Consider the following 21,578-nt stretch of genomic DNA (forward strand, 5'->3'; position numbering starts at 1 on the left):
ACGGCCACTCGCGGGATAAGCGAGAAGATGGCCGTACGCTCGTCCGTGCTGCGGGCGATGTCGCGGAACCCCAACAACCAAGGCTGCTCCCACCGCCAGATCACGTTCCCATCCCGGTCCCGCTTCACGAGCCGCTCCTCGACCTCCACGTCCTCCACCCAGTACCTCGGCATCGGCGCGAAGCTCGGATCTTGGTGCTCCTCGAGTGTCGTGTCGCGGATTCTGCCGTCGCGCTCGTACGTAGCGAAGCGGTGGTCGAAATGGTGAATCATCTTCGCTTCGTAAAGAGGCAGGTAAGTCCCATTACCTTGCCGAAAGATGTTGCCGTCGAGCTCATACCCTTGCGCTTCGAGCTGGTCGCGGGTGCGGAAGAGTCCGGAGTCGCTGGTCATGTTGAACAGCCCTTGCTTGAAGGTGATGTCCCAGGGATTCTCGCCGGTTTCTTCGTTGATGAGGACGGGGAAGCGTTGGTAGATGCGTTTGGTTATCTCGGCGTCGCGGCGGGTGCGGAAGGTGGGTGCGGTGCGCGTGTTGGGGTTGAGGAGTTTGATGTCGTCTGCGGTGAGGGTGAAGCGCTTGTCGGCGTCGAGCACGTCGGTGGGTTCGTGGGCGAAGAAGACGTACCAGGCTTCTTGGATGGGTCGCGCGGAGCCGCTGAGGGTGACGAGGGCGAACTTCACCCGGCTGTCCACGGCTGGGAAGACCTTGCGGCGGTTCTCGAAGTCGTAGAGGCTCACGAGGTTGTGGTTCTCGGTGATGGCGCGGAAGTAGTGCTGGGTGGTGTGGTCGGTGGCGATGCCGCTGGGGACGATGAAGCCGGCGCGTCCGGTGGCGCGGGTGAGGTCGCGGTCGAGTTCGGCGAAAGCGGCGTACGTGTTGATGCGACCCCGCCCGCAGAGCGGGTAGCGACCCGATTTCGCTATGAAGTGCGCGATTCCATCATGCCGGCGCTTAGCCTCCAAGAATGCGCGGTGGAGACTCGGATTCTCGTGTTCGAGGCGGTCGATGGCTGCTTTGCGGGCGGCACCGGTAGGTGCGTTTGTGATGTCTTGGTCTCGGCTGGCGAACCACTCCTGCTCTTTGAGTTCGGTGTGCTCCCAGGGCGGGTTACCGAGGACGACATCGAAGCCCGGGTGTTCGCGGTGGAAGACGTCGGCGAACTCGATGCCCCAGTGGAAGTAGCGGTGTCGGTCGCGTAGATCGCCGATGACGGCTTGCCGGTCGCTGGTGAGGGTGTGGTCGTTGGCGAGGTCGTGGAGGTCGTTGGTGGTGATGGGGGTGGGTTGGTCCGGGCGTTTGGGCCAGAAGAACGCGGCGGTCCAGGCGTCGGCGATGGCGTGCGCGCGGGTGAAGCCTTGTTGTTCCTCGAGCTGGTGGTAGGCGACTTCTTTGGCGCGCGTGGCTTCGATGTCGTCGTCGGGCGTGGCCTCGAGTTTCCGGAGGGAGCGCGCAACTGCGGCGCCGGGGTCGGCGTCTTGGTTGGCGAAGAGGCTGCTTTGTCCGCCGCGTTCTTCCCGGTTGCGACGCTTGGCTGCGTTGGTGGTTTGCTTGTCGTCGCCGAGGAGGGCGATGTAGGCGTTGTCGGGGATGCCGTCTTGGAGGAGTTGGGGGATTGTCTTGGTGTGGGGTGCCCCGATGAGGCTGTTGCCGGTCTTTATGTGGTGATCGAGGAAGGTAAGGGGTTTGCCGGGGTCGAGGGCTTCGAGCCAGAGCGCGACTTTGCAGAGCTCGGCGGCCATGTCGTTGAGGTCCACGCCGTAGAGACAGTGGGTGATGGTGTCGCGAAGGGCGGCTCGGGTGGCTTGCGGGGTGGGCTCGTCGTCGCCGGTGCGGACTTGGGCGAGGCGTTTGGCGATGCGGTGGGCTGCGGCGATGAGGAAGTGACCGCTGCCGCTGGCGGGGTCGACGACCTTGAGTTCGAGGATGGCCTTCTCGGCGTCGTCCTTGCGCATGGCTTCGTCGAGGACGGGGTCGAGGGCGCTGTCGAGGAGCAGGGTGATGAGGCTGGTGGGGGTGTAGTAACTGCCGGTGGTCTTGCGTTCGTTGCCGGTGAGCGTTTCGAGGGTGAAGTGGCTGGGGTCGGGGTCGAGGCGGGGCTGGAGTTCGAGGAGGCTTTCGTAGACGCTGCCGAGTTCTTCCGCGCCGAGGTTCTTGTAATCGATGGGGTAACGGGCGTGGTTGACCTGGGTGTATGCGAGGTGGCGGATGGCGGTGAGGAGGCTGCGGTTGGTGAGCTCGGCGGTGTCGAGGTGGGGGGTGGCACCGGGGCTGAAGAGGAAGCCACCGAGGGCAGGGATGGCGAGGTCGGAGGCACCGTCGCTGCCGAGCCAGTGCCAGGTGCGTTTGAGGAGCTGGTACTGGTCGGGGTGGCGTCCGCCGGGGATGGCGTCGGCGAGGTCGCGGAGGCGGCGGGTGGAGTAGTAGGTGTAGCGGCGTCTGGCGTCTTCGCTGGCGGTTGGTGGGTGGAGGAGATCGCGGTCTTCGCTGGCGAAGAGCACGAGGAAGCGGTAGATGACGCGGAGGAGTTGCCGGTAGTAGTGCTGGGGGGTGAGCGTGCCCTTGGTGAGGTCGGTGCGGAGGTTGGTGTTCGCGGGGTGTTCGAGGAAGCCTTGCCCGAGGGTGGTGAGGGCTGCGTGAACGCCGTCGCGCAGGCGGTCGAGGGCGCGGGTGCCTTGTTCTTGAGCGGCCCGGGTCCATTGTTCGAGGAGGGTGTTCTCGGGTTTGTCGGCTTCGAGGCGGCTTTGGTGGAGGGTGAGGTAGAGCAGGACGAAGTCGGCGTAGACCTCGCCGGCCAACATGGCTTCGAGGTCGAACTCGAGGTACGCCTGGCGGGTGAGGGTGTGGTTGTCGCGTAATAGGCGGAGTTTGAGGCCGTTGCTGACTACACCCCAGAGGCTTTCGTCGGTGGCGTTGAGGTAGGTCTGGATGAGGCCGTGGGGGCTTTGCCTGGCGGCGCCTGCAACGCCGGCGGTGCGGGTGTCGAGGTCGATATTGCAGCCGACGAGGTGGATGGGGACGTGCGACCAAGCGTGGCTAATGGGGTAGGTCTTGCCGCCCAACTCGCGAACGGTGGTGGTTTGGAGGCGACCGTAGTCGAGGACTTGGAAGAGTGGGAGGAGCCAGCGGTCACGAGTGGTGGCGGTGCCGGGGTTGCCCGGGGGAATCGTGGCGCGGGCCGCTTGGAAGGCGGCCCAGGCGCCTTGGAGTTTGTTCCAGGCTTCGCTGATGGCTTCGCTGAGCCGGGTGTGCCCGATGAGGTGGTAGGCGTCGGGAGTGAGGCCGGGGAGGTCTTTGTCGGTGTCGCGGAGGCGTCTGAGGAGGTCGGGGGGAAGGAGCGCGCCTTCGGTGCGGATGGTGGTGAAGTCGTGGTGGCGGGCCATGACCTAGGCGGGAAGGTAGGTGTACACGCCGAGGATATCGACGGGAAGGAGCGGTTCGACCTGGTACCGCAGGCCTTTTGCGCGCGCCGCTTCGCGCACGCGGCGGTGCGCCTCCAGCAGCGCCTGCGCGTGCGCCTCGGCGGTGTCGTTGAGGTGGGGGTTGATGGCGTTGGCGCCGTCGAGGAAGCGTTGGTGGTAGTCGCGGGCCTGGCCGGGGTCGATGTTGCCGCCCGGGGTGGCGGCGAGGAGCGCGGCGGTGGCGTCCTCTTCGAGCCAGGTAGCGCTCTCGGTGGCGCCTTGGTAGGCGAGGAGGGCGATGTCCTCGGCGAGAGTCTGCCAGGTGCGGCCGGCGTGGGTGGTGGTGAGGTGGTAGCGGAACCGGGCGAGCAGGAGAGTCGTACGGACTTCGACGGCGTGGGTGCGCATGACGCCGGCCCGTTTGGCGGTGCTCTCAAGGTGTTCGTCGAGGGCGGCGTCGAGCACGTACGTGGCTAGCGCCTCGGTGAACGGATGGGTGCGGGTGAGAAGCGTCTCGCCGGGTCTGGTTGGTGGTCCGAGGCGTGCGCGCATGCGCGTGTGCTCGGCGTGGATGGCGTCCTTGAGAGCGGTGGGGGCGCTGCTGAGGTCGAGGTCCAATGCGCCGTGGCGAGTAGGGGTGGCTATGCCCTTGTGGGCGCGGACGGCGGTGGTGAGGAAGCGCTCGAGCAGGTGCTTGCCGCCGAGGGCGGTTTGGGCGGCCGTGAGTTCGCGCATGACCTCGTCCGGTTTGAGGCTTTCCTGCGCGAAGACGGTGCGGGAGCGTCGTTCGCGGTCGGCGGCGGCGTCCCACTTACGGCCAAGGTCGGCCGCCTTGGGTTTGATGTACTCGTCGAGGTCGTCGAAGAGCGCGGCTTGCTGGGCGTGGCCGCGGTCGAGGCCGCGCAGGAGCAGTCCTTCGAAGATGGCTTCGATGAGTTCGTCGCTTTGGGCGGGCACTGGGACGCTGATGCCGAGGCTGGTGCGGATGGTCTTGTGCTTGCGGATGAGCACGTCGAGCACGATGCCGTCGATCTGGTTGTCGGTGCCGTACATCGTGCGCATCAGGACCTTGGGTTGAGGTTGGCCGTAGCGATCGACGCGGCCTTCGCGCTGCTCGTGCCTCGTGGGGTTCCAGCTGAGGTCGTAGTGGATGACGGCGTCGAAGGCGGCCTGCAGGTTCACGCCTTCGCTGAGGCAATCCGTCGCGACGAGCACGCGTTTTTCGGATTTGGCGAGGTCGAGGATCCGCGCTTCACGTTCCTCGGGCACCAGCCTGCCGGTGACGGCGGCGACGTCCACGCCGTTCATGGCGCCGCGGAGCGCGTCGGCGACGTACTCGGCGGTGGGGATGAAGCGGCAGAAGACGATGGGCGCGTACCCGTCCTTGACCAGATCCTTCACGAGCTTGATGACGGTGGAGAGCTTGTTGTCGTGCTCGCCGCCAAGCGCGTCGGCTTCGCGGGCGTAGGCGAGGAGGCGCTTGCGGTGGTTGCTGGCGTCGTCGTCGGTCTCTTGGCTGCCGGGGGTGACGTCGATGCCTTCGTTGGTCTCGTCGTCTACTTGGTCGAGGACGGTGCGCCGCCCGAGCTCATCGGCCTCCGCGGCGGACTCGGTCTCGCTGACGACGGCGCGGTTGCGTAGAGTGCTGGCGGCGGCGGCGGGACTGCTGGCGAGGGCGCGCAGCAGCGCGAGCATGCTCCACCAACGCACGCGTTGCCGGTGGCTGCCGTCGCCGGTGTCGAGTGTCTCGCGGGCATATGCCAGAACCTTCTCGAAGAGGCCCTTGTACTCGGGGCTGAGCGTGTAGGGCACGTCAGCGTCGTCGCGTTCAGGGAAGGGCGTGGCGGCGTCCATGTAGCTGCGGATGTCGCCGCGTTTGCGTTGCACGAAGTGTCGTGCGAGGGCGCGCCGCGCCTGCTGGTTGTGCTGACCGCTGAGGTCCTCCGGGAGTTGCGCGAAGGCTGGCTCGAGGAGGCTCAGGAGGCTTCGGAAGGCGTGCTCGTTGCCGCTGTGGGGGGTCGCTGTGACGAGCAGGAGGTTGCGCGTGGGGTCGCGCGCGAGGTCGCGCAGCAGCCGGTGGCGTTGGTGTTGGCTGCTGCGCCCGACGGTGCCGGGGTCGGCGCAGGTGTGCGCCTCGTCGACGATGACGAGTTCGGGCGCGCCGCGCAGGAACTCGTCGCGGTGCCGCTCAGACTTGATGTAGTCGAGGCTGACGATGGTGAAGGGGTGCCGGTCGAAGACGCTCTCGCCGAGGCGCAGACCGCGTTCGAGCTTGCGCACGGTGCTGGGCAGCACCAGCTCGGCGGCAATGTGGAAGCGCTCGGCGAGCTCGTCACGCCACTGCTCGGCCAGGTGGGGTGGGCAAAGGACGCTGATGCGCGTGATCTCGCCCCGGTCGAGCAGCTCGCGAGCGACGAGTGCCGCTTCGATCGTCTTGCCGATGCCGACGTCGTCCGCGATGAGGAGTCGTACGGGGTCGAGCTTGAGCGCCATGAGGAGCGGCACGAGTTGGTAGGGGCGCGGTTCCACTGCGATGCGCCCGAGGCTGCGGAACGGCCCGGTGGTGGCGCGTGCGGTGAGCATGGCAGCGTCGCGTAGCATGCCGGCGCTGCGAGCGTCACCCAGGTCGTCGCCAGTTGGAAGGGCGAAGGTGGCGCTTGTGACGTCGTCGCGTTCGAGGGGGAGGTAGACGGCGGTGGTTTCCTCTGCCCGCCCGCCGAGCGCGCGCAGGACGAGGAAGTCGTCGGTGCTGTCGGGTTGCACCACCCACTCGCGGCCACGGGTACGGACGAGGCTACCGGTTTCGAACGTCACGCTGGATCTCCGTTTCGTGGGCCTGTGGCTGCTGAGGCGCTCACGGGGGCTCGGTTGGGGCGGCGTGCCGTCGTTGCGTGGGCACGACTGGGGCGGTGGACGGTCATCGCGCGGGCACGGTTGAGTCGGCGAATGGTCATCGCGCGGGTCCGAACAGCCAGGCGTACTCCTCGAGTTTCCGGGGCCAGTCGTCGTAGTGGTGGAAGCGGATGACGGTGTAGCCGCGGTCGTCGAGGCGTTGGTCGAACTCGCAGTCGCGCATCTGTCGCTCGGGGTGGTCGTGATGTGGGCCGTCGACGTATATGACGGCCTTGATGCTGTCGGTTAGATAGGCGAAGTCGGGGCGGGTGCCGGCGTCCTCGATGCGTTGCTGCGCGTGCGTGGGCAGGCGGTGCCCGCGACGCTCGAGTAGGTCGAGGAAGTTGCGTTCGAGGTCGGATTCGCACAGGCGCCGGAGGCGCGTGAGTTGCTCTGAGCGCGGTAGATGCGTGCTGGACGCCTCGGTGCGCGCAGCGGTCAGGGCCATGAGGTGCTCGTGGATGGCGTGCCGGTCGAGTAACGCGTGGCTCATCTGGTTGCTGTAGGACATAAGGCAGTCGTAGCAGGCGGCCTCGCAACGTTCGGCGGCGTGCGGGGCGTGGTCTTGGTCCTCGCCCGAGATGGGGTCGAAGTGGCAGATCTCCAACGCGCGCATGGCAATGCGGCTCACGGCGGTGGGTTCGTCCAGCAGGTGTCGCAGCACACCGGCGCCGCCCTCGGCGGCCTCGTAGAGCAGGATGGTGCGCGGTGGAGTGTCCGGGGTGCCGGGGAGAAGTTCGGCGGCGAGCTCGTTCTCCTCCAGTTGGTACTCGACTTGGATGGCGGTCTTGAGCGCGTCGCGTAGCGTGTGGAACTGCGCCTCGTCCAGGTGCAGGTTGCCGCCCGGTTCCCACAGCATGGCGTTGCGCGTGTCGTCGACGTAGGGGATGACGGTCTTAACCTGCTTGAAGCCTTCGGCGGCAGCGTCGTTGTCGGCCTCGTCGAGGCCTTCGGCTTCCTTGTTACTGGCCCACTTGCCGCTCTTGAGGTCGAGTGGGAAGCCGTAGGCGTGCTTGTTCTCGCGTCGGCGCCAACCCAGGTTGATGCGCCACAGGGTGGCGGCGGGCGCGATGGTCACGTTGGCCAATTCCGCACCATCGGCGCCCTTGACAGTGCCGGCGCGGGTGACGGGTCGGCCATCGCTGGTGGCGAAGCGCACGGCCGTGATGACCTCGTAACCGAGGCGTTGGCGTTCCTCCTCATCACTGTTGATGCGCGCCACTCGCGTGGTGGAGACGTTCTGCAGGCGCAGCAGATCGACCAGGGTGTGGTCGAGTTGCGCGCGGCAATGCTCGCACGTGTCCGGGCCGGGGTCGCCGACGAGCGGGTGCAGGTACCCGCAAACTCTGCACAGCTTGGCACGGCCGCTGGCGAGGCCCTCCACTTCGTTGTCCTGCGCGAGATTGACCTTGGTGACGCGGTACTTCGAGCCTTCGTGGTAGATGAGCGCGCGCGGCCCGAACTCGTGGATGGCCAGGAAGCGCGGGCGTTGCACGAACTCGTCACGCACCGCGCCAAGGCGCCGGCCGGGGATGTACGCCGCCAGCGGCAGGCGCGGGAACGAATAGCCCGGTAGGAAGCCTTCGCTGGCGAAGTAACGGTAGGAGTAGAAGTCGCTCTGCATCGCCTTGCCCGTGTCGGTGAGTAGTCCCATCTGGTTCTCGGCTTCGCCGCGCAGGCGCTTGGCTTGCGTCTTCTCCCCCGCGCTCTTGGTGGCGTCGGCGATGACGGCGTTGGCAGCGTGGAACTGCGCGGTGGAGCTGCGGTACAGCTCGCGCCAGCGGTCGCAGGCCAGGTCGAAGTTCTCCGCGGCGTTGCGCAGTGTGTCGTTCAACCACTCCGGGTGGTACCAAGGCGCATTCGCGAACGCTTCTTCGTCCCGCTCGAGCAGCTTCGCGACACGCGTGGCCGCCCGCAACCTAGCCTGTGGGTTCTCCAGGTCTGCGCGCAGTTGCTCCCGGACGGGCAGGGCGGGTTCGTCGATGACCAGAACGTCGCGCAGAGAGCGGCCAAGGTCGGCCTTCGTCTCCGACAGCCACACGGCGTGCACGTGCGCACGCACGAGGTCTTCGTTGGCGAGATCGAGGCGCGGTGGCTCCACCACACCCGCCACCATGCGGTCTTGCCGAGCAAAGTAGTACTGGTCGTGTCCGCTGCCCGTGGCGCAGTAAGTGAACACCAATGCTGGTTGCCCACTCCGGCCGGCACGGCCCGAGCGCTGTGCGTAGTTCGCAGGGGTGGGAGGCACGTTGCGCATGTTCACGATGTTCAACTCGGCGATGTCTACCCCAAGCTCCATCGTCGGGGAGCAGTACAGCACCGGCAGGCGCCCCTCGCGGAACTCCTCCTCGCGCTCCTCGCGCCACTCGCTCGGCACCTGCGCGGTGTGCTCGCGCGCCTCGAGGTTGCCCAGGTGCAGCGCCGTCTCCTGATAGAAGCGCCGGAAGAAGACGTTGATGTGCCCATCCTCCTCCTCGCCGCGCACGGCTTTGAGCGGGTCGTCGTACGGGTGGGTGCCGTCCCCCGCATGCCACCTCAGAGCACTGGGGCGCAGACGGTACCCGGGGACTTGCCCCTCCTTCGTGCCAGGGTGCACGACCGCCAGGAATCCGTAGTTGGCGAGTCGTTCGAGCAAGATCTTGATGATGGTCTGGGAGTCCTCGACGGTCAATTTCGCGTCCAGGTGTGGGAAGGTCGCCAAGCGCCGCAGGTAACGTGCGTACTGGCTGCGGCCGGACACGTAGATATTCTTGCCACGTTCGAGCTTGGTTTGCGAGCGCGGGTACGCGGTCGTGTGGTACTCCAGTTTCTCGTTCTCGTCGAATGCCCAATGGCCCTTAAGGAAGTTGCGGCTGCGCGTCTGGACCTGCTCCTGGAAGGCCGGGTCGAGCCACTCGGTGTCGATGGCAAGGTTGCGGCGGAAGTGCTCCAGTAGCACCTTGGCGACGTCGAAGCGCTGCTGCGCGTTGGCACCTGCGAGAGCCTCGTGTGTGTCCGCCCACAAGGCGTCCTGCGAGCAGGCGTCCAGCAGATCCGGGTAGCGGATTTCAAGCAACCCGACCTGCTCGAGGTTAGGCGCGGTGAGGCGCCAGCCCCGCTCCAAGTCGCGGTAGATGCGGTACGACAACACCTCGCGCAGCGACTTCGCCGCATCGTTCCGGATGGCGGTGCCCACGAACTGACCAACGTTGGCGGCGTACTCGAACAGATCCATGTCGAGCGCCTGGAACACCGCCGGCGCGACTGCGTCGAAGCCGAGACCTGCATCGCCCGCGTCGCGCACCGCCTTGTACAGCGAGCCGCGAAGCATGCCGACATCCACGAAGTCGTTGAAGTGCCCCGCCTGCAAACTGGCGTCCTGACGGTTGTCCGTGAAGCTCAACAGTTTCCGCGCCTTCGCGGGCAGGTCGTCCGTAGCCTGTAACTGCCGGATGGCGGAGAGCGACAAGACGGTGGTTGCGGTTGCTCGTCCACCTGTTCCCAGCACGCTGACGCGCGAGTACTCGTTGCCGCTTGACGGGTAATACACGCCGCAGTTCAGGCAGAAGTTCAGCGCCGCCGGCACGAACTGGAAGGCAGCGCCTCCCACGCCCGGCCGACCGTCCGGCAGTAGGCTGACGGGCGATGGGACTCGCTCGCGCTTGTCGTACTTCACGCGCAGCTCGCCGTTCTTCTCCTCGAGCCAATCCTCCGGCAATGCCTGAAACTCCTCGAGTGAGTCCTTCGCAGGCCATGGCCGCTCCGCGTTCATGTAGAGATATCCGGCGCTGGCGTCACCCGTGCCACGGACCTCACCCAGGCGCCTCGGCGTGAACCTCAGGCCGCCCTCGTCCTGCGCTCGCCACACGGTGTAGTACTCGTGCCCGCATTCGCGGCAGAACGCCAGCGGCAACAGCACCTTCTGGGGCTCCCCTGGCACCAGTTTCTGTGCCCGCAACGTCACGTACCGTTCGCCTGGTGGTTCGGGCGAGGCGTACACGGTGTCGCCCCGGTTGTAGAACTGGTGCAGCCGGAACGCGAACGCCCGCAGCGGCCGGTTGCTGGCCGGGTCGTCCACGATGTCGTACCCGGCAGTAAGCAAGCGCTGCAACGGGGCCTCTGTACTGCCCGTTGGGAGCCCCGTGAGATGCTCGAGCGCGGCAGCAACGCCGTCCGGGCCGGTGAGGCGCTGCGGCGTCTGCCGCACGAGCGTGCCCGTTTCCTCGTCCACCCGCACGCCGATGGTCGACTCCACCCACGAGCACAATGGATCCTGCACGAACTCCGAGAACGGCTTAGTGATCAGCGACTCGACGGCCTGCACGCTGGCGGCCAACCGCTCGGGCAGGCTGGCGTCATCGAGGTCGATGGGGGCCGTGATGCGTCGGAGGGTTTCGCCGACCACGTGTTCGGCCTTCACGTCGTCACCGAACACCTTGGTGGCGACGCGCGCCACCTCCTCGCGCTGCTCGCGGATGCCGCCGCGGCTACCCATGGTGGCCGACGTACCGATGCACTGCAGGTCGGGCCCGCCCATGCGGTCGCGGACGCGGCGGATCAGCATGGCTACGTCTGCACCCTGGCGACCGCGGTACGTGTGCAACTCGTCGAACACCAGGTACTTCAAGCCCGACGCAGACTGAACGAGGGACTCATCCCGTCCCCGCGTGAGGATGAGCTCGAGCATCACGTAGTTGGTCAGCAGGATGTCCGGAGGGTTCTCCTTGATGCGCCGGCGGGTTTCCTCGTCGTCTTGACCCGTGTAGCGGTTGTAAGTAACCGGCGGCGTGCTGCCGAAGCCGAATCCCAGGAACTTCTCGAGCTCACCCGCTTGGCTGTTCGCCAACGCGTTCATGGGATACACGACGATGGCCTGGATGCCCTTGCCGGACCCATGTCGAAGCACGTGGTCGACGATCGGGATGATGTACGTAAGACTCTTTCCCGAACCCGTGCCCGTCGTGACGACGTAGTTGTCGCCGCCTCGCGCGATGTCGATGGCTTCCACTTGATGCTTGTACAGATCGAGAGGCACGCCGTACTCCGTCTCGCTCTTGCCGTGACGGAAGACGTCCGCGCACAGCGGATGAAGCTTGTCGCCCTTGACGAGGTCCGGCACGCTGGCGCCGGTAGCAAAGGCCGGGTTCAGCTGCACCAGGGGCTCGGGCCAGAGCTCCTGGGTATCGAAGGCTTTCTGCACTCTGTTTGCAACATCGTGCGTCGTGACGTGGATGAAGCTGCGCGCATACTCGGAGTAGTCGCGGGTGAGTAGGTTGCGGAAGTTGAAGATGTCCACTTGTCCCCCGATGCAACTGGCGCAATCGCTCAGATAGCCTACCTGGAATGCCTCGAAGTCTTGGGGGAGACATCGCACATTCTTACGTCTGGTAGCCGATAGTCGCGCTTCCTGCGGTGCTGGCATGCTGCGGCGGACTTCGGCAAGGTCCGCAGGCCACGAGCGGCTGGACGGCGCATGTCATGCGTTTGGCGTGATCAGGATTACCTCGAAGGACAGGCAATCTCGAGCACTCCACCGAGGCAAGCGCAGTAGTTGCATCTTGAACGCGTATTTGGCGCGAGGGTGACCTCCGAGGTGTTGCGATCACCGATTGAACCTAGCCTGGCCTCCACCGGTAGCATGACCTCATGGCGCGCAGCCTGACAAAGGCTCAGAACCTCCAGCGGTTGATCGACCTTCTCAGGTCGCGTCCGATGTCGAGCCGGGACCTGGCTGGCGAGTTGGACCTCAGCCAGCGCAAGATCCAGCGCTACCTGAACGAGCTTAGTTCGGATTTTCCCGAGTTGAACCGCGATGAACGCGGCCGCTATAGCCTGCCGAAGGTCGACCGTAGTGGAGAACTGAACCGGGTCGAAGCGCTGGCTGTGCACAGCGCGACTCGACTGTTGTTGCATCACACCAGGTCGAACGAGCGGCATTATCGGAGCGCGCTACGGAAGCTGGCAACACGCTTGCCCGAGCCGGCGCGGCTGCAATTGGAGCGTAGTCTCGAGCGCCACAAGTCGAAGACCGGCGAGCCTAGCCAGCGAAACCTCGAGCTGGTGGCCGAGGCCTGGTTCAGTGGTCGGGTGATGAAGTTCAGTTATACGGCTCCCATCGGTAGTGGCAAGCCGCATCCTTACGTGTTCGAGACCTACTTCGTCGAGGTGAGCCCGATCAACTTGCTGACCTACGTCATCGGGTTGGAACGCAGTCACTTCAAGCATCAGGTGACTCTGTTGATTGATCGCATATCGAACGCCTCGTTGACCGATGAGCAGTATCAGATCCCAGCAGAATTCGATGCCAGTGCCTATTTGGAGCACGCCTGGGGCATCGTCGGTGGCAAGAAGATCGAGGTGCTGATCCGGATTTCGGAGCAGGGGGCGCGCCACTTGGACGAGAGCTTCGTGCGGGCGGCCGTGGTGGAGGAGATCAGCGAGGAGGGTGACCTTTTCTTACGGCTCACTGCTGGGGTAGATAAGCACGGCATCCCTATCGATTTGATTCCCTGGTTGCTCAGTTGGGGCGAGCAGGTCGAGGTTCTCGAGCCCGTTGAGTTGCGCGCGTACGTGGCGAGTCGGCTGGGCGAGGCCGCTCGCCAGTACGGCGGGACTAGCTCTTAACCGAGGCGAGCACAATCAAGCAGACTTACCTGCCTCCGGGGAGGCGAAGTCCCTGGTTTGACGTCACACCGCGTCATTACTTGTCGCGTACCGCGGCTACGGTGGTCCTAGAAACACTAGGGAGGAAGCCGTGTGAAGTTGTTATCGCTGAACGCAACCGATGGCGGAACGAGGCTCTACCCGCGTTTCTTTAGTCGGCTGGGTGACTTGGCGCCGGACGTCGTCACGCTTCAGGAGATGCGGCGTCAGCAAGTTGGTTATTGGCGGCGTGGCCTGGCCGAGCGCGGCTATCAGGTGGTTGACAGTTTCGAGTTGGCTGATAGGTTCGGTGTGGCGCTGGACGGCGGCTTTCGGCTCGATGGCCTGCTGTTGGCTAGCCGCTGGCCTTTCGAGGTTCTGGATCCAACGCGTTGGGATTTGCCTTGGCCGGAGCGAGCGCTGTCGGCGGTGGTGGCGGGCCCGGGCGGCAAGTTCGCGGTTCACACGGTTCACGTGCCGAACGCTTCGACTGGCATCACACTTTATCGGAAGGACAGGGAGGCTGGTGCTGATCGGTTGGCGAAGAAGACGGAGACTTTCGAAGGTGTTTTTGCCGGCCTGGCCGAGTCGCCGGAGCTTCCTAAGGTGTTGACTGGTGATTTCAATACGCCGCGTTTCGAGCGGCCTGATGGGGAGGTGGGTTACTGGGAGGAGTCGTGCCCTGCGGCGTTGAGGCCGGTCTTGAGGGACCGTTGGCTTGCGGCTGAGCGCAACGTTATTCAGGGCCTTGGCAAGTACGGCATGTATGACGTGTTCCGTGGCTTGCATGGCTATGAGAGGGAGGCTTTCAGTTGGGAGGCGACGAACAAGGTGTCGCGCTACCGTTACGATCATGTCTTCGCTTCGGAGGTCTTCAAGCCGGTTGCTTGCGAATACTTGCATGAGTTCAGGCTGAATTCCAGTCATCACGCGGGGATCTTGGCGGACTTGGAGCTTCGGTGAGTACGTATGATTGCGAGGTGCGTAGGAACCGTTGCGGTTCCGGTGCAGATGGCGCTATTCGAAGAGCTGCCCTCAGACACATCTTCCCTCAGAGGGGAGTACCGCCCCTCGGCAATTGCCCACGCGGGTGTACTTTCAACGCGCCGATGTAGCATCCTGTAGTAGGAGGAGCCCATCCTGACTGTCACCGAGATGGAACCAGCGTTTTACGTCCTGCCGGACCCGCGTGAGGTACCGAACTACGGCCCTACGCAGGCCGCGCGGTACTTGCGTATGAATGTTTCCACGCTCCGCACGTGGTTCTTCGGCCGTCCATACGAGACGACGGCTGGCCGCTCTCACTTCGATCCCTTGATCCGCCCGGCAAGCGAGGTTCCGAAGCTGTTGTCGTTCAACAACCTCATCGAAGCGCACATGCTGCTTGCGCTGCGGCGCGTCCACGAGGTGCCCATGAGTGCTGTACGTGAGGCACTCGACGTGGCGGCGGAGCGCCTTGGCGTTGGAAGGCCCCTTCTGCTAGACAGCCTGGGGACGGCGTTCGGAGAGATCTTCATCGAGCAGTACGGCCGCGTCGTGCACCTGCGGCGCACCCAGCAGATCGCACTCGAGGATTATTTCGAGGCGCACCTGCAGCGGGTAACTCTCGACCAGCTCTTCACACCCACGGAGTTCTTCCCGTTCCCGCGAGCGTCAACGGTGTTCCTTGGCGAGGATGGCGACCGCCCCATCTCGATCAACCCGCGCCGGGGCTTTGGGCAACCGGTGATAGCAGGCACCGGTATTCAGACAACCGTGATCGCCGAGCGTATGAACGCCGGTGAGGACGAGCACTTCCTCGCTGAAGACTACGGCCTAACGACGGCCCAGATCCGTGCCGCAATCGTCTTTGAAGAAGCCGCCTGAACCGCTCGAGTTCTTCGTCGATCGAAGCCTAGGGCGGATTGTGTTCCCCGGCATTCTGCGCAAGCACGGACTGCCAGCGCGCGTGCACGATGAGATCTTCTCGCCTGACACTCCAGACGAGGAGTGGATCACCCAAGTAGCAGCCTGGGGACTCGTCGCGATTACGCGTGACAAGCGGATCGGAAGCACACCAACCGAACTGCACGCGGTGTTCGCCGCGGGTCTTCGGCTGATCGTGATCGTAGGCGGGAGCGTCCCAGCGGACGAACTCGCACACAACTTCGTCAAGGCGCATTCATCGATCCAGAGATTCGTGGCGAAGCATCCGGCGCCCTTCATTGCGAAGCTCTCGCGGCCAGCGTCCGCCTCAGTGCTGAAGCGCGGAGGGCACGGGGAGCTCCGGATTTACAAGTCGCGCGAGGATCTTTCGACCCAGTTCGGAGGGGGCTGAGCGAGCGCCGTACCGCCGAGTCCGATGCTAGACATCATCGTGCCGATCTACGCCGAGCAGCCGGTCGGTTGGGTGCCCCGCGGTGCCGTCGGTCCGTGCGGTGGGCTCCTCACTGCCCGGCCCGTCCACGATCCCCTACAATCGAAGCATGGCATTCGCACCTTCCAAGATGCAGTTGACCAGCAGGGCCTTCGGGTCACTAGGCGCTATCCCTAAGCGCTACACGGGGGAAGGGGACGACGCATCTCCACCGCTCGCGTGGCAGGGCGCTCCAGAGGGAACCAAGTGGTTCGCGATCTTCTGCCACGATCCAGACGCGCCAAAGGTAGAGCACGGGAGTTACGGCTTCGTGCACTGGGTGCTTTACAACCTGCCCGCATCCACGACCAACCTGGCGGAAGGAACCCGAGAGGGTACGCAGGGCCGCAATGACTTCGGCGGCACGGGGTACGGCGGACCGATGCCGCCCCCGGGCCATGGGCCTCACCACTACTACTTCTGGGTGCTGGCCCTGGACACCGACACCGAGTTCGAGGCGGGCCTCGATCTTGCGGGGCTCTTGCGTGCTGCCGAGCCGCACCTGCTGGGGATGAACCGGCTGATCGGTACCTACCAGATCGGCTGACGGTCGAGCTGGCCCGGTGTGGCCAGTGTCATGCGTCGCCCTCGGCTCGTCGTGACAAGCCGGCTAAGGAACTTTGCCTTCGGCGTCTTCAGAGGGCGTTTGTCGTTTTCTCACCTGGAGTCTTCTGACATGGGCAACGGCCTGGCATGGCTAACGCCCACGACTCGGCTTCAGAACTTCCTCCCGCCCTCGCCTCAAGGCCGAAACACCACGTCCCCGTGCCACTCCAAGTATTCGCGTCCTGGCCTGTCCTCCTGGCGCGTGGGCACCACGCTTAATGGCTGGTTCTGGAAGCGGTAATAGTCCCTGCCGTTCGCGTACTCCGTGTCTAGCCGGCTCGAGACGTGGAACTTGAGGTTGCTGTCGACGGTCACGTAGCCGAGGTCGAACAGGCGGTGGATGTCGGCTCTGAGGGTCAGGCCGTTCGTTACGAGGTGGGGGCCTTCGTTGGCGTAGGGCCTGATGTGGGCGGCCTCGAGGACGGGCACCACGCGTTCGCCGGTGACGGCGCAGCGTTTGTCGTACGCGTCCAGGACGCTCAAGCGGAAGGCGCCTTGGCCGAGGCGGTGCCTGATGAGCCTGGGCTCCGAGTACCGCGCACGTTGGTCGGCCGCGAAGAGGCCGCCCTGCGTGGGTTCCTGGATGGTTGGCCCGGTCTTGGTGCGGGGGTCTGCCAGGCGTTCCACGACGGTGTCCCAGAGCCGCGCCCCGATCTCGTCGGCGGTCGAGTACCGTTTGCCGCGCACGATGTTCCTGGCCCAGTCGGCGGGCGGGTCCACCCACAGCTCCTCGGGGAAGAAGAACGGCTCGGTGAGGATGGTGCAGCCGATCTCTGGGTCGGGTGAGTCGTCACGGCGATACTTACGCATCCTCGCTAGGAGCGTGTGCGCGTCGGGCGTGCCGTTGGCTTCGCCGAATGCCTGCCAGGCCAGGGATACGGGCGCCGTCACGTACCGGACGAAGAACCCGCCGCCAACGATAGACCAGTAGGGGCTCTTGGCTTTGAAGAGGAACGGCTCGCCCGGTTCGAGCGACTTGAACGGTTGGCCGGCGCTGGGCCACCAGAAGTTGACCTCGTCCGGCGCGAGGTCGCGCAGGTACGTGTACCAATCGTGGTCTGTAAGGCCCAGGAACAGGTTCATGGATGGCGGCTTCCTGTGGCGATATTAGCGGTTTTCAGGTGTGTGGTGGCCGGCCGAGAACCGAGCTTCACTCCGGCCGGCGAGCAGCGGTCTCGCCAACCGCGGCCCCCGATCGCGCGGTGCAACCCAACTGTACTTCGGGAAATTGGATGTCCCCCAACCGAGGGAAACCAGGTTTCCCCTGGACAGTGTCACGAATATCCGCTGGATGACTTTGGTGCATTCGGGAGCGGTTCTCGGTGCTGCGCTGGCCCGTGGAGCGGGTATTCATCACCAAGAACGAGGTAAACCTCCTCGCGATCGCAGGCGACCTAGCGTCGGGCGCCGACCCGACCGACGCTGGGCCTCATCCGAGAGGCTGGTTCCTGGGCCAAGTCCTCGCCTACAATTAGGACATGTCCGAAGATCTAACGCCCACAGGTGGCCCTGTTTTTCAGCTGAAGGTCACCCTTGAAGGGATCAGGCCGCCCATCTGGCGCACTCTGCAAGTTCGAGCCGGCATGACGCTGGCCGAATTTCACGATCTGTTGCAGGTAGCGTTTTACTGGTGGGATTACCACCTGCATGAGTTCACTGCCGGCGGTCACGAGTACGGCGTCGAAGATCCGGAATGGCCACGTGGCGTTCGGGATGAGAGGGCCTACACCATAGGGTCAATTCTCAAGAAAACTAAAGATACGATGATGTACGAGTACGATTTCGGTGACGGTTGGCGGCACAAGATCGTGCTGGAGAAGATCTTCGAGCCCGATCCTACGACTAAGTACCCCAGGTGCATCAAGGGCAAACGCAGCGCTCCACCCGGAGATTGTGGCGGCATTGGAGGGTACATGAACCTGTTGGCCGTGCTCGGCGATCCGGAACACGAGGAACACGCTGAGTACCTCGAGTGGGTGGATGACTCGTTCGACCCTGAAGCGTTCAGCCTAGAGGAGATCAACGCGGCGCTTGGTGTTGTCTGACGGTTCGCGCGCCACACTTAGCCCGTGTTTCGCCGCCTTGCCCACGGTTCGGTAGCTATCCTGATCGGCGCTTTCGGTTGCCCAGGTAGGCGTGCCCAAGGGCGTCTTCGAAGAACTCCAGTACTCGTTTCTGCGTCTGGATCTCTCGTTCGCCGACCTCACCGTTCATGCGGGGGCCTTCCCCTAACTCTCATCGTAGAACAGCTCGACGTACTCGCTATAGATGAAACGGCGATTACGCTTCTGTCCGGTTATTTCGTGCAGCACGCCGTGCGCGACGAGCTGCGCGACCAGATTGTTGGCAGCGGGGTAGCTCGTCTCATTCAGGTCCTGGATTTCGGTCACGGCCACGATCGGATGCTGGTAGAGATGTTCTAGCACACGATGTCCGTTGCCGGCCGCGCGGCCAAGAGCGTCGGCGATGAGCTGCCTGTGGCGCTCGCGCAACGACAGGATGCGGCCGGCCGTCTCGGTGGCTTGCTGGCTTACTTCGTAGACGCCCGTTAAGAAGAAGATCAGCCACTGCTCCCAGGCGCCCTGGTCCCGCACCGCCTGCAGATGATCGTAATACTCCTGGCGATGGCGCTTGAAATAATGCGAGAGATACAGTACCGGCTTTAACAGAACCTGCTTCTCACACAGCAGGAATGTGATCAGCAGCCGCCCGATCCGGCCGTTGCCGTCGAGGAAAGGATGGATGGTTTCGAACTGGGCATGGGCTAGGCCGATTCGAATTAAGAGTGGCAGCGGCGACTCGTCGTGCAGGAAATCTTCAAGTTCGCCCAGCAGACGGGGCAATTCATGCGGTGGAGGAGGCACGAAGGTCGCCTGATCGAGCGTACAGCCGCCGGGACCAATCCAGTTCTGACTTGTGCGCAGCTCGCCGGGCGACAGGTGTTGCCCGCGGACACCGGCTAGTAGCCGATCGTGGATCTCTCGTATCAGCCGCACCGATACCGGTAGGGTAGCCAGCCGCTCGAGCCCGTAGTTCATGGCATTGACGTAGTTGAACACCTCGTCAACGTCATCCGGATGAGCTGCCGAGAAGATGCGGCCTCCGCTGTTAGCACGTCCTGGAGCGAGCTTTGTGTACCCTCTATCTGGCTGGATAGCACCGCCTCCTTGCGGACGTACATAGCAACGAAGGGATCGGGATGCGGCAGGGTCAGGATTGAACCATCGAGTCGACCCAGTGCACGGTCGGCTTGGGAGAGCAGAGCTTGAAGTTCACCCTCTATTCGAATGGGCGGATCAGGTGGCAGCGGCGCCGGCAAGAATGCCTGATATCCACCTTTGCCGGACATAGCGGCCGGCACGATCGGCGGGATCGGCGAGCGTCATAGGAAACGCTGCCTTGCGTACAGGCGGTTCATGGCTACATAGTAACGGCTGCCTTTACCATGGACAAGGTTTATGGCCATGTGAAAGCTGGCCTTCACCAAAGCAGTTCACCGAAGCGGAGTCGGTCATTGGCTTGCGGCGGATATCGTCGACCCGGTACTGCATGGCAGCATCTCTCGAGCTCGTTGGACCCTCCGGACACACGCGTACTCAAGGTATTCCGTCCTTTAAGAACGCGCTTCCTCCTTTAGGACTCGCTCTCCCGATTGTGGCTTCTACCGGCGCACCTCGCGCTGGAACGGGCGATGATGGCCGCAACGGATGGCGCTCGTGTACTCCCCTAACGCGCAGCAACGTGCCGCGATCGAGTGGCGTGGCGGGCACGCGTTGGTGTTGGCGGGCGCCGGCACCGGCAAGACGTTCACCATCATCGAGCGCGCCCGGAGCCTAATCGGGGACGGTGTCGACCCGGCCAGGATCGCGCTGCTGACGTTCACGCGCCGCGCGGCTCAGGAGATGCGCAGCCGCATCGGGACCCGCCACCATGGCCTCTTCGCGGGGACGTTCCACGCGTGGGCCATCCACCTGATGCACGCGCGCCGCGACCTGCCCGTGAAGCCGCACGAGTGGACCATCATCGATCGCGGTGATCAGCTGCAGGTGCTGAGGCGCATCAAGGTTCAACTCATCCCCAAGGGGCAGTTGCGGCTTTTCCCCTCCCCTGCCGAGGTGCTTGACTACGTGAGTTATGCGCGCAGCACGCTCGTGTCCGTCGAGGCGTACCTGGAGAAGTTCACTGAGCTCGGCGGCGAGCAGACCAAGTTCGTTGGGGCTGCCGTGCTGAGGTACGACGAGTACAGGAAGTCGCGCCGCTACTTGGATTTCGACGACATCCTCGAAGTTCTGGCCGACTCGTTGACGCAAGACCCTAAGCTGGCCGAGAAGGTCGCCACGCGGTACGACGAGGTTCTCATCGACGAGGGGCAGGACCTTAACCCGTTGCAGTGGAAGATCATCGACGCGCTGGTGCCGCACACGCGCGTTTTCATGGTGGGCGACGACGGGCAGAGCATCTACGGTTTCAGAGGGGCCGACTTCGAGTCGATCCACTCATTCACGAAGCGCGTGCTGGGCGGCACGGTCCTAAGGCTGGAGGAGAACTACCGCAGCGGCCAACGCATCCTCGACATGGCGAACTGGTTGCTCGAGCAGAGCCCCCTTGACTACGACAAGCACCTGGTTGGCACTCGCGGCGAGGGCGAGAAGCCTGTCATGCGGCACTTCGCGTCGGCCTTCGAGGAGGCCGACTGGGTAGCGAATACCATCCTGCAGGCGCATAACGCGGGGGACGCGTTCGGTACGAACAAGATCCTCATGCGCACCATGAGCGCGGCGCGGGAGATCGAGGCAAGCTTGGTGGAGAAGGGCATCCCACACGTGGTGATCGGTGGCACGAGCCTGTTCGCACTATCTCACACCAAAGACCTGTTGGCGCTGGTGCGTGCCACCACCAACGTCAGGGACGAGCTCGCGTGGATGCGTTACTTGACGCTATTCAGGGGCGTGGGTGATGTGACGGCCGACCGCGTGGTGTCGAGGCTGATGGAGTGCAGCACCATCGCCGAGGCGCGACTCGTGATCGAACAGGAACTCGACCGGCGCGCGCTAGAGGTGCTGGCGCCAATCCGCGCAGTGGCGCAACACCCCACCGAACCCGGTCGGGCGTTAGCCGCGGCGTTGGCGACGATGGAGCCCACGTTCGAGCAGCAGTACAAGGAGGAGTGGCCGAAGCGCCGGCCCGACATGAAGCTGATGGTAAGCCTCGCTGAGCGTCGCAGCGACCTGAACGATTTCATCGAGACGTACACGCTCGACCCGATTCACGGCACGCAGGCGAGCACGTCAGGTGGCGACGTCGTGACCCTGATAACCGTACATAGCGCCAAAGGGTTGGAGGGAAAGCGTGTGTTCATCCCGCAGGCGCAGTTCGGGATGTACCCGTTCGTGCGTAGCCTTGGGAGCGAGGCGGAAGTAGAGGAGGAGCGCCGCATTCTGTATGTCGCCATCACACGCGCGCAGGACGAGTTGTTGTTGAGCAACTCCCGGGGCGGTTATGTGGGGTTCCAAACGAGCGGCGCGGCGCCCGCGTTCTTAGAGGAGGTGCCCGACGCGTTGATGGATCATGTTGGTGAGGCGACGTTGTCGACGAGAAGGCCCGCGCCGCTAGTTGATCTGGACGAGTGGGGTTGACGGGCTGGCCCTCAACCGCTCTGCGCAACC

Annotated in this window: 12 protein-coding genes; 7 read left to right on the forward strand and 5 right to left on the reverse strand. The window is 64.3% G+C overall.

Features of this window, described 5'->3' with window-relative positions:
• The 3 genes from ROY82_00005 to ROY82_00015 form a co-directional block, all read right to left on the reverse strand.
• Positions 1-3,380: N-6 DNA methylase (locus ROY82_00005; protein MDT3680843.1), on the reverse strand; the 3,380-nt coding region annotated here is incomplete at its 3' end.
• 3 nt (positions 3,381-3,383) lie between these two features.
• Positions 3,384-6,212: a helicase-related protein gene (locus ROY82_00010; protein MDT3680844.1), complete on the reverse strand. Its 2,829-nt coding sequence runs from the start codon at positions 6,210-6,212 to the stop codon at positions 3,384-3,386.
• A 136-nt stretch (positions 6,213-6,348) separates the two neighbouring features.
• Complete coding sequence (locus tag ROY82_00015; protein MDT3680845.1) at positions 6,349-11,565, reverse strand: DEAD/DEAH box helicase; 5,217 nt, start codon at positions 11,563-11,565, stop codon at positions 6,349-6,351.
• A gap of 350 nt (positions 11,566-11,915) precedes the next feature.
• Here ROY82_00015 and ROY82_00020 point away from each other — a divergent pair, with 350 nt between their 5' ends.
• The 5 genes from ROY82_00020 (at position 11,916) to ROY82_00040 (ending at position 15,853) form a co-directional block, all read left to right on the forward strand.
• Positions 11,916-12,893: a WYL domain-containing protein gene (locus ROY82_00020; GenBank protein ID MDT3680846.1), complete on the forward strand. Its 978-nt coding sequence runs from the start codon at positions 11,916-11,918 to the stop codon at positions 12,891-12,893.
• A 132-nt stretch (positions 12,894-13,025) separates the two neighbouring features.
• Positions 13,026-13,874 carry a hypothetical protein gene (locus ROY82_00025; protein MDT3680847.1) on the forward strand — a complete coding sequence of 283 codons (849 nt, stop codon included), beginning with the start codon at positions 13,026-13,028 and terminating at the stop codon, positions 13,872-13,874.
• Between the two features lie 273 nt (positions 13,875-14,147).
• Positions 14,148-14,777 carry a DUF433 domain-containing protein gene (locus ROY82_00030; GenBank protein MDT3680848.1) on the forward strand — a complete coding sequence of 210 codons (630 nt, stop codon included), beginning with the start codon at positions 14,148-14,150 and terminating at the stop codon, positions 14,775-14,777.
• Positions 14,761-15,228 carry a hypothetical protein gene (locus ROY82_00035; protein ID MDT3680849.1) on the forward strand — a complete coding sequence of 156 codons (468 nt, stop codon included), beginning with the start codon at positions 14,761-14,763 and terminating at the stop codon, positions 15,226-15,228. The genes ROY82_00030 and ROY82_00035 overlap by 17 nt, the downstream gene beginning before the upstream one ends.
• A 148-nt stretch (positions 15,229-15,376) precedes the next feature.
• Positions 15,377-15,853 (forward strand): YbhB/YbcL family Raf kinase inhibitor-like protein, encoded by a 477-nt coding sequence (locus ROY82_00040; GenBank protein ID MDT3680850.1) that lies wholly within the window; start codon positions 15,377-15,379, stop codon positions 15,851-15,853.
• A gap of 194 nt (positions 15,854-16,047) precedes the next feature.
• Here ROY82_00040 and ROY82_00045 read toward each other — a convergent pair whose 3' ends face one another.
• Positions 16,048-16,995 (reverse strand): HNH endonuclease, encoded by a 948-nt coding sequence (locus ROY82_00045; protein ID MDT3680851.1) that lies wholly within the window; start codon positions 16,993-16,995, stop codon positions 16,048-16,050.
• A gap of 395 nt (positions 16,996-17,390) precedes the next feature.
• Here ROY82_00045 and ROY82_00050 point away from each other — a divergent pair, with 395 nt between their 5' ends.
• The gene (locus ROY82_00050) at positions 17,391-17,957 is read left to right on the forward strand and encodes a plasmid pRiA4b ORF-3 family protein (GenBank protein ID MDT3680852.1); all 567 of its coding nucleotides are present in this window, start codon (positions 17,391-17,393) and stop codon (positions 17,955-17,957) included.
• A 183-nt stretch (positions 17,958-18,140) separates the two neighbouring features.
• Here ROY82_00050 and ROY82_00055 read toward each other — a convergent pair whose 3' ends face one another.
• A complete protein-coding gene (locus ROY82_00055) occupies positions 18,141-18,971 on the reverse strand; it encodes a Fic family protein (protein MDT3680853.1) in 831 nt (276 codons plus the stop codon).
• 657 nt (positions 18,972-19,628) lie between these two features.
• Between ROY82_00055 and ROY82_00060 the strand changes: the two genes are divergently transcribed.
• Positions 19,629-21,548, forward strand: coding sequence for an ATP-dependent helicase (locus ROY82_00060; protein MDT3680854.1), 1,920 nt, complete (start codon positions 19,629-19,631; stop codon positions 21,546-21,548).
• Positions 21,549-21,578 lie beyond the last annotated feature (30 nt).

Source organism: Truepera sp. (genome assembly GCA_032027045.1).
In the GTDB taxonomy this organism is placed as follows: domain Bacteria; phylum Deinococcota; class Deinococci; order Deinococcales; family Trueperaceae; genus JAAYYF01.

Bases quoted from the DNA above. Each gene is read 5' to 3' on its own strand.
- ROY82_00040 (MDT3680850.1), top strand. From the start codon at position 15,377: ATGGCATTCGCACCTTCCAAGATGCAGTTGACCAGCAGGGCCTTCGGG.
- ROY82_00045 (MDT3680851.1), bottom strand. From the start codon at position 16,995: ATGAACCTGTTCCTGGGCCTTACAGACCACGATTGGTACACGTACCTG.
- ROY82_00020 (MDT3680846.1), top strand. From the start codon at position 11,916: ATGGCGCGCAGCCTGACAAAGGCTCAGAACCTCCAGCGGTTGATCGAC.
- ROY82_00050 (MDT3680852.1), top strand. From the start codon at position 17,391: ATGTCCGAAGATCTAACGCCCACAGGTGGCCCTGTTTTTCAGCTGAAG.
- ROY82_00030 (MDT3680848.1), top strand. From the start codon at position 14,148: ATGAATGTTTCCACGCTCCGCACGTGGTTCTTCGGCCGTCCATACGAG.